Source organism: Saliniramus sp., from assembly GCF_035311605.1.
Taxonomy (GTDB): domain Bacteria; phylum Pseudomonadota; class Alphaproteobacteria; order Rhizobiales; family Beijerinckiaceae; genus Saliniramus.
In genome coordinates this window covers 1-7,106 of sequence record NZ_DATGCW010000262.1, presented here as the reverse complement: position 1 = coordinate 7,106, position 7,106 = coordinate 1, and the positions used below count along the sequence as shown (strand labels likewise).

General features: G+C 65.2%; 8 protein-coding genes. 3 read left to right on the top strand and 5 right to left on the bottom strand.

Going from position 1 to position 7,106, the window contains the following annotated elements:
- The 3 genes from VKP01_RS11920 to VKP01_RS11910 form a co-directional block, all read right to left on the bottom strand.
- The coding region (locus VKP01_RS11920) for a hypothetical protein (protein WP_324412559.1) at positions 1–237 on the bottom strand (237 nt) is incomplete at its 3' end.
- Positions 238–313: 76 nt separating this feature from the next.
- Positions 314–1,294: a 2-dehydro-3-deoxygalactonokinase gene (locus VKP01_RS11915; protein ID WP_324412557.1), complete on the bottom strand. Its 981-nt coding sequence runs from the start codon at positions 1,292–1,294 to the stop codon at positions 314–316.
- Positions 1,294–2,100 (bottom strand): IclR family transcriptional regulator, encoded by an 807-nt coding sequence (locus VKP01_RS11910; RefSeq protein ID WP_324412555.1) that lies wholly within the window; start codon positions 2,098–2,100, stop codon positions 1,294–1,296. The genes VKP01_RS11915 and VKP01_RS11910 overlap by 1 nt, the downstream gene beginning before the upstream one ends.
- Before the next feature lie 139 nt (positions 2,101–2,239).
- Between VKP01_RS11910 and VKP01_RS11905 the strand changes: the two genes are divergently transcribed.
- The 3 genes from VKP01_RS11905 to VKP01_RS11895 all read left to right on the top strand — a co-directional run bounded on the left by VKP01_RS11905 (position 2,240) and on the right by VKP01_RS11895 (position 5,354).
- A complete protein-coding gene (locus VKP01_RS11905; RefSeq protein WP_324412553.1) occupies positions 2,240–3,265 on the top strand; it encodes a tripartite tricarboxylate transporter substrate binding protein in 1,026 nt (341 codons plus the stop codon).
- A 100-nt stretch (positions 3,266–3,365) separates the two neighbouring features.
- Positions 3,366–3,836, top strand: a complete 471-nt coding sequence (locus VKP01_RS11900; RefSeq protein WP_324412551.1) for a tripartite tricarboxylate transporter TctB family protein — start codon at positions 3,366–3,368, stop codon at positions 3,834–3,836.
- Positions 3,837–3,839: 3 nt separating this feature from the next.
- The gene (locus VKP01_RS11895; RefSeq protein ID WP_324412549.1) at positions 3,840–5,354 is read left to right on the top strand and encodes a tripartite tricarboxylate transporter permease; all 1,515 of its coding nucleotides are present in this window, start codon (positions 3,840–3,842) and stop codon (positions 5,352–5,354) included.
- Between the two features lie 26 nt (positions 5,355–5,380).
- Here VKP01_RS11895 and VKP01_RS11890 read toward each other — a convergent pair whose 3' ends face one another.
- On the bottom strand, positions 5,381–6,583 hold the full coding sequence (locus VKP01_RS11890; protein WP_324412547.1) for a GNAT family N-acetyltransferase: 1,203 nt from the start codon (positions 6,581–6,583) through the stop codon (positions 5,381–5,383).
- Between the two features lie 224 nt (positions 6,584–6,807).
- Positions 6,808–7,106, bottom strand: a 299-nt coding sequence (locus VKP01_RS11885) for a GTP-binding protein (RefSeq protein WP_324412545.1), incomplete at its 5' end; no start/stop codon positions are given.

Sequence of the window (7,106 nt, the reverse complement as noted above, 5' to 3'; positions counted from 1 at the left end):
GGCAGGCGGTGCTTCCTCGCGGCTGCGCCGGTTGGCGAAGCGCGAGCGTGTCAGGACGCCCGACAGCGCGATCGCCGCCGGCAAGGCCAGGACGATCGACAGGATCAGGACGATCGGAAAGGCCGCCGCGGGATCGATCGCACCGGGGAGTACCGGCAGGAGGGCCCCGAGAAGGTTCGAAATGATCGCGACCAGCGGCAGGAAGACGATTGCGGCAACGATGACACGGGCATTCATGCTGGCCTCCGGGTATTCCTCGGCATTTGCGCAAACCGACAGGATACCCGTTACAACATCTTGAACGCGATTCCGTTCACCTGCCCTCTTGCGCGGCTCGTGCATGCAAGGCCGCGAGCCCCGCCCCGGCAGCGCCCGGCGCTGCGATCTGGGCGACGAGACCATGCGCCTGGCAGGCCTGTGCATAGCGCGTGGCGAGATCGCCGCGTCCGATGATCGTGCAGGCGGTTGCAGCCGGAGAGCCGGCACCTTCGCCCGGCCCTCCCATCGCTGCCCGTGCCTGCGCGACTTCGGTGCCGATCAGCAGACCGGAGAGATAATCCCCGATGTCAGCCGGTGCGAGCCTTTCGAAAAGCACGAGGCTGCGGGCCGAAAACAGCTTTGCCAGAAGCTCTCCCCCATCCGCGCCCGCTGCCGCAACGCCCCGCGCGAAAGCCTCCCGGTCGCACGGCACGGCGTCGTCGCGCGGCGGCATCAGGTCGCCGAGAATGCTGTGGCGGGTCATGGCGCCGTAGAGCTCACCCGTCATGCAGGTGCGAAACCGCATGATCCGTCCCTGCGCAGTCTCCACCCATTTGGTATGGGTGCCGGGCAGAATCAGAAGCCGCGCCGGATCATCCGGAGATTGCGGATTCTGTGCCAGATGACCGACGATCTCGGTCTCCTCGCCGCGCATCACGTCAGGATGGGGGCCACGATCGTCGCAAAGGCCCGGCACGAAGGCGATGACAGTGCCGTCGGGCATTGTATGGCGCACGATTCCAGCCGTCAGCGCGTCGACATCGGCGGGAAGCGGAAGATACGGCGTCTGTACCCAGCCATTGCGGCTCGTGATCATGCCGGAGGCATAGACGGGCAAGTCCACCTGCTGCGCGCGCCAGGGGGCGATCGCCTCGGCGAAGGTCTCCGCGAAGCTGTCCCGGGCGCGGCGGATACCCTCGTTGCTTTCGCGACTCGCGATCACGTTGCCGGCGGCATCGAGCAGCATGACGCGCAGGCGCGTCGTTCCCCAGTCGAGACCGATCAGCGCCGGTGCGCCGGGGGTATCGGGGAGCATTACACGGCCCCCCGGTCCGGGCTGCCCGTATCGAGCAGGCTGAACATGGCGAAATCACGGGCGATCGCGGCGGCGGTGGCGCGCAGATCGTCACGAAAACGACCCAGCGCATCCAGCGAGGTACGCGTCGTGGAGGAGGTGACCGAGATGCCGCCGAGCGGGCGGCTGCTTGCGTCGAGGATCGGAGTGGCGATGCAGATGATCTGCGGTTCGTGCTCCTCGCGATCATGGGCGATGCCGGTCACGCGCACGGTTTCGAGCTGGGTGCGCAGGGCCTGTGCATCGGTGAGGCTATACGGTGTGTGGCGATAGAAACTCTGTTGCGCGATGGCGCGCTCGCGCTCGGTTTCGTCGAGAAAGGCGAGGATCGCCTTGCCGATTCCGGTGCAATAGGCCGGACCGATCTTGCCGGCATCGGAAAACATCGGGATCGGGCGGGTGGCGTTGCGCTTGTCGACATAGAGTACCTGCGCATTGTCGAGCTGCGCCAGATGGATCGTCTCGCCGGTCACCGCGGAGAGCGCATCGAGATGGTGGCGCGCGACCGGGGCGAGGGAGGCGCGGCGCCAGGCGGCATGGGCGAGGCGGATCAGGCGCGGGCCAAGGCTGTAGCCCTGGCTTCTGGCGTCACTGGTGAGCATGCGCTGGCTGACGAGGGTCTGCAGCAGGCGATAGAGCGTCGCCTTCGGCAGATCCGATTCGGCGAGCAGCTCCGAAAACCGCACCGGGCGCTCATAGGCGGCGACCTTGTCGAGCAGGGACAATGCCTTCCCTACGGTTCCATCCGAAGAGGATTGTTCGTTCACGGCGCCTCACAGTTCCAGTTTTGCGCGCAAACCGGATTTTTCTTTTTTCGATTGACAGAACTAGCACCACGCTACATCGTTTTCAATAAACGAAACAAGGTTTCATTATTTGAAACTCTGATAAACGGAGGAAAACGTCATGAGAACTGATTCCAAGCTTGAAACGACTATGCATCCGCAAGGGAAGACACGTCGCGGCTGGCTGATGGCCAGCGCCGCTGCGGTCGTCATTGGTGCGGTCGGCATGTCCGGCGCGGCGCAGGCGCAAAGCTATCCTGATCGTCCGCTCACCCTGATCGTGCCCTGGGGCGCCGGCGGCGGTACGGATGCGACGGCGCGCATCATTGCGTCGCTGCTCGAGGGTGAAATCGGCCAGCCGGTCAATGTGGTCAACCGCACCGGCGGTTCCGGCGTGGTCGGGCATTCCGCCATCGCGGAGGCGGAGCCGGACGGATACACGATCGGCATGGCTACGGTCGAGATCAACATGATGCACTGGCAGGGCCTCACCGATCTGACCTGGGAGGATTACACCCCGCTGGCGCTGGTCAACGAGGACCCCGCCGCCGTGCATGTGCGCGCCGATTCGGAGTGGGGCGATCTTAACGACATGCTTGACGCGATCCGCGCCAATCCCGGCGAGCATCGTGCCTCGGGCACCGGGCAGGGCGGTATCTGGCACCTCGCCATTGCGGGCCTGCTCTCCGAGCTCGACATGGATCCCGCATCGGTGCCGTGGGTGCCGAGCCAGGGAGCGGCGCCGGGTCTGCAGGATCTTGTGGCGGGCGGTGTCGATATCGTGCCGTCCTCGATTCCGGAGGCCCGTTCGCTGCTCGAAGCCGGGCGCGTCAAGTCACTCGCGGTGATGTCGAGCGAGCGCAACGACGCCTTCCCCGATGTGCCGACCACGCAGGAGATCGTCGGCGTTTCGTGGAATATCGGTGCATGGCGCGCCATTGTCGGTCCGCAGGGCATGCCCGAGGAGGCTGTCGAAACACTGACCGCGGCGCTTGAGACTGTCTATAACAGCGATGAATATGCCGAGTTCATGTCCGGCCAGGGCTTCGGCCTGCGCTGGGCGGTTGGCGACAATCTCGTCACCTTCATGTCTGAGAGCAACGAGAATCTCGGCGCCGTGATGCGCGAGGTCGGCCTCGCCGAGTAAGTTCGGCCTCGCCCCCGCGAGGTCTGCCTCGGGTGCCGTGCCCGTCCCTCCAGGCACGGCACCCGCTTTCCCTTGCATCGACCCTTGATCGGAGACGGGAATGCGGCTCAACGATGCCCTTCTGGGTTTATTGTTGTTCGGGATAGCGGCTGCGCTTTATCTCGGTTCGCGCGATTTCAAGCCGATTCCCGGCCAGCAGATCGGCGCGGGCGCCTTTCCGACCGTTCTTGCGACCGGCTTCGCCTTGTGCGGTGTCATTCTCGTGATCTCAGGTCTGCGCAGCCGCCTGCCCGCGATTGTTTGGACGGACTGGACCCGGGAGCCCGACGGGATCCGCAATGTCGTGGTGATCATCGGCCTGGTGATCGTCTATATCGTCTTTTCGCGGCAGCTCGGATTCATGCTGACAATGGCGCCGATCATCCTGATCATGCTGCGTCTGTTCGGTGTCGGCTGGCTGCTTTCGCTGACGATTGCGTTGATCGCGGTTCTGGGCATGCAATATCTCTTCGGTCGCTTCCTGCTGGTCCCGCTTCCCTGGGGTCTGCTCGCGCCGATACGCTGGTGGTGAACGATGGGTGCGATCGAGCAGGCCGCCGGGCTGGTGTTCCAATGGGACGTTCTGGTCACGATCTTCTTCGCGGCCATATTCGGCATGTTCGTAGGCGCCATACCCGGCCTGACCGCGACCATGGCGATTGCGCTGCTCGTGCCGGTTACCTTCTTCATGGATCCGATCCCTGCGGTCGGGGCGATGGTGACCTGCGCGGCCATGGCGATCTTCGCCGGGGATATTCCCGGCACGCTTTTGCGCATTCCCGGTACACCGGCCTCCGCCGCCTATACCGACGAAGCCTATGCGATGACCCGCAAGGGCGAGGCGGAGAAGGCGCTGGGTGCCAATCTGCTCTATTCGGCACTCGGCGGTCTGGTGGGGACGGCGGTGCTGATCTTCGCCGCGCCGCATCTCGCCGAAGTCGCCCTGAAATTCTCCTCCACGGAATATTTCTGGATGGCGATGCTGGGCCTGACCTGCGCCGCCTTCATCAGTTCCGGATCGCCGGTCAAGGGGCTGGTCAGCCTGCTGATCGGGCTGTCGGTGGCGACAATCGGGCTCAACAACCCCGCCGGACAGCCCCGCTTCACCTTCGGCAATACGGAAATGATGGGCGGGATCGATTTCATCGCGGCGATGATCGGTCTTTTTGCGGTCTCCGAAATTCTGCGCAACGCCGCCGGCGGGGCACGCAACCTGCCCGTGCCGCAAATGAAGATCGGTAATCCCCTGCGCGGTTGGGGGCAGATGTTGTGCACCTATTGGCGCCAGCAGGTGCGGGGCAATGTCGTGGGCGTCGGCGTCGGCGCATTGCCCGGTGCGGGAGCCGATCTCGCCGCGTGGATCGCCTATGCCGTGAGCCGGCGTTTCTCAAAGAACCGGGAGAAATACGGCAAGGGGCATGTGGAAGGCATCGTCGAGGCTACCTCCGCCAATAATGCGGCGGTGGGGGCGGCCTGGGTGCCTGCTCTGGTCTTCGGTATTCCCGGTGATACCATCACGGCGATCGTGATCGGGGTGCTCTTCGTCAAGGGGCTCAATCCGGGGCCGACCCTGTTCATCTTCAACCCGCAGAACATCTACGCCATCTTCCTGATCTTCATTCTGGCCAATCTGATCATGATACCGCTCGGTTATCTGGCGATCAGGGCGGGCAGGCAGTTGTTGCGCGTCCCGCGGCGGATCATCATGCCGGTGATCCTCGCCTTCTGCATGATCGGCGCCTTCGCCACAAACAATGCGGTGTTCAATATCGGCATCATGCTCGCCTTCGGCATTCTGGGCTTCTTCATGGAAGACAACGGGATACCGGTTGCGCCGTGCATTCTCGGCATCGTTCTGGGCGGCATGGTCGAGCAGCATTTCATCACCACCATGATCCGCAGCGATGGAGAGCTCCTCGCCTTCTTCGGACGTCCGATCGCGGCGGGGCTCGGCGTGGTGACGCTCTTGATCTGGGTCACGCCGCTGATCATGTGGCTGCGCCGCAGCGCCAGCGCGGCGCCACAGGGCGCCGGATCGGAAGGCGCCTGAGGGCCGGCTTCAGACGTGGCGCTGATTCAGGATGCGCGACGCGCGGGCGGGGCGTTGGTGCTCGCCGGCCGGGCGGAGGGCGTGGCGGTGTGTCCGGGATCCGCGCTCGCCCGCCCCGCACGCCGGATTACCTGGTGCGCTTCGGCGGCATCAGGAGACGCGCCATGGTGCCGGGTGAACCCGCCGAGAAAATCGTACCGGGGGGTGAGACGCAGCCGGCAACTGCGCCAGCCCTGCAGACCATTCCCGATAGAGGCCAGTTCCGACTTTTCGCGGCGGCGTGCAAGAGCGGATGCGAGGCGCGCGCACAGGAGCGTCGCTGCGCCCGGACAGGCCGGATCGGTCGCTTCGTGCCAGATCACCGCGCGACCATGGGCAAACAGCACCAGCGCGGCGGCCAGAACCTCCTCGCCCTCGCGCAGGAGCGCCACCTGACAACTCCTGTCACCCGCCATGGCGCGGCTGGCCGCGCGGATGGCATTGACGGTTCCGACATCATGAAGCAACGCACGGCGCCCCTGACGCGCGGCTGCGCGGGCGTCACAATCGAGCAGATGTTCCACCCCCGACCGCAGGGAGGCGGCATCGCTGCTGCGCTGGAACGTGAGGGCGTTGTTCATGTCCGGTCCGGCTGCGATCGCTCTGGGCCACGGGACCGGCGGGCAAAGCGGACCCTCCCGCAATGGCGCGTCCGCTGCGCCGCTCTGGTCGCGAACCAGTGCCGCGAAGGCCGAGGCTGCCTGCGGAAGATCGAACTGAAGCGTCGTCGCGCGCCTGCCGAGCATCATGCAGGCTGCGGCGAAGGTGCGCTCCGCCTCCTCACGCAGAAGGAAGGGCGCGCCGGTCGCGGCCGGATGCGGGCGCATGATCTGCCAGCCGCGCGTCAGAAAACCGGTCGTCGCGCGCAGCGGGAACAGGCCACATAATGTCCCGGCGCGCCACACGGTCAGGATCTGCAGATCGCGCAGAGTGTTGTCGTGGCGGGCGACTGCGGCGAGCCAGAGCGGATGCAGGAAGGGATCGGGAACGAGCGCCCGCGATGCGACCCGCCGCCACGCGGTGCACAGGCTCTCCGCCGCCCGCGCCGGGAGCAGGCAGAGGCGGAACCCGGCGATATCCTCGCCGACATGCGTGTCGGGATCGAAGACTGCGCCGCGCGCGCCATGCGGCCCCGAACGCATTGCCTCCGATACCCCCTGATTCGAACGTGCCCACATGGGTGCCACCATGATCGCCTCCCGCTTTCTGCATGTCGCCGACCTGTCCTGTCCCGAAACAGAACAATCAGCGCATGTGCATGTCCGTGGGCGTTCACGGTTCAAGAACCATACCGCAATGACGTAGGGTGAGGTACCGGTGGCTGGTAACTTTTCGTTAAGGTTAATAAAGAGTTAAGGCAGGATGGAGCCGGATGCCACGCTTCTGGCTCCGCTTGCGTGAATGGCCGGCGCCCTCATCCGCCCCAGGCGACCCGCAGCGGATTGTCGGCGAGGGCTTGCGCATCCGGGCGGTCGATGCCCGGCTGGCCGAGAAAGGCCTGCCACAGTGCTTCGACCTCGTCACGGCCGAGATCCTTGACGATGAAGACGAGCCGGGTGAGCCGGTCGGCATTGTCGGGCCAGGCATCGAGAATGGCGGGGACATGCACGACATGCTGCACGCCATGCAGCACGACGGGATGATCGGGATCTTCGGCAATACAGACGATTCCCTTGACGCGCAGCAGCTTGGCGCCGTGGCTCGCGCGCAGGA

Bases quoted from the DNA above. Each gene is read 5' to 3' on its own strand.
- VKP01_RS11900 (WP_324412551.1), top strand. From the start codon at position 3,366: ATGCGGCTCAACGATGCCCTTCTGGGTTTATTGTTGTTCGGGATAGCG.
- VKP01_RS11890 (WP_324412547.1), bottom strand. From the start codon at position 6,583: ATGGTGGCACCCATGTGGGCACGTTCGAATCAGGGGGTATCGGAGGCA.
- VKP01_RS11915 (WP_324412557.1), bottom strand. From the start codon at position 1,294: ATGCTCCCCGATACCCCCGGCGCACCGGCGCTGATCGGTCTCGACTGG.
- VKP01_RS11905 (WP_324412553.1), top strand. From the start codon at position 2,240: ATGAGAACTGATTCCAAGCTTGAAACGACTATGCATCCGCAAGGGAAG.
- VKP01_RS11895 (WP_324412549.1), top strand. From the start codon at position 3,840: ATGGGTGCGATCGAGCAGGCCGCCGGGCTGGTGTTCCAATGGGACGTT.